The sequence below is a fragment of the Campylobacter sp. 2018MI10 genome, assembly GCF_018501175.1.
In the GTDB taxonomy this organism is placed as follows: Bacteria; Campylobacterota; Campylobacteria; order Campylobacterales; family Campylobacteraceae; genus Campylobacter_E.
Genome location: NZ_JAHCZD010000107.1, coordinates 1 through 420 on the forward strand (window position 1 = coordinate 1; position 420 = coordinate 420).

Annotated in this window: 1 protein-coding gene; it reads left to right on the plus strand. The window is 46.7% G+C overall.

The annotated features are described in order from the left end of the window. The coding region (locus KJR01_RS09890; RefSeq protein WP_214119073.1) for a molecular chaperone TorD family protein at nt 1–286 on the plus strand (286 nt) is incomplete at its 5' end. Nucleotides 287–420 lie beyond the last annotated feature (134 nt).

The following is a 420-nucleotide window of genomic DNA, read 5'->3' on the forward strand; positions in this document are numbered from 1 at the left end:
GCGTCAGCCTGCGCTGGCGGCGTCGGTGGCGTTACTCGAACAAAAAATTGCCGCGCTTAGCCTGCGCCAGGATGCGCAGCTGGAGCTGGCCGCAGATTTTTGCGGATTGTTCCTGATGACGGATAAAAAATCGGCGTTGCCCTACGCCTCGCAATACTCGCAGCAGGAACCCGGCATGATTAAACATTTATTGCTTGAAGCCGGGATGGAAGTCAACGACGATTTTAAAGAGCCGACCGACCACCTGGCGATTTATCTGGAATTACTCAGCCATTTACATTTTTAATTGGGTGAATCGTTCCAACAACGGAGAATGAATAAATTACGCCAGAAAACATTGTCGTCATTACTTGAATGGCTTCCTTAATTTACAAATAATTGCCTTAAAAATCATCCCTATGGTTTTTATGCTGCGTTAAG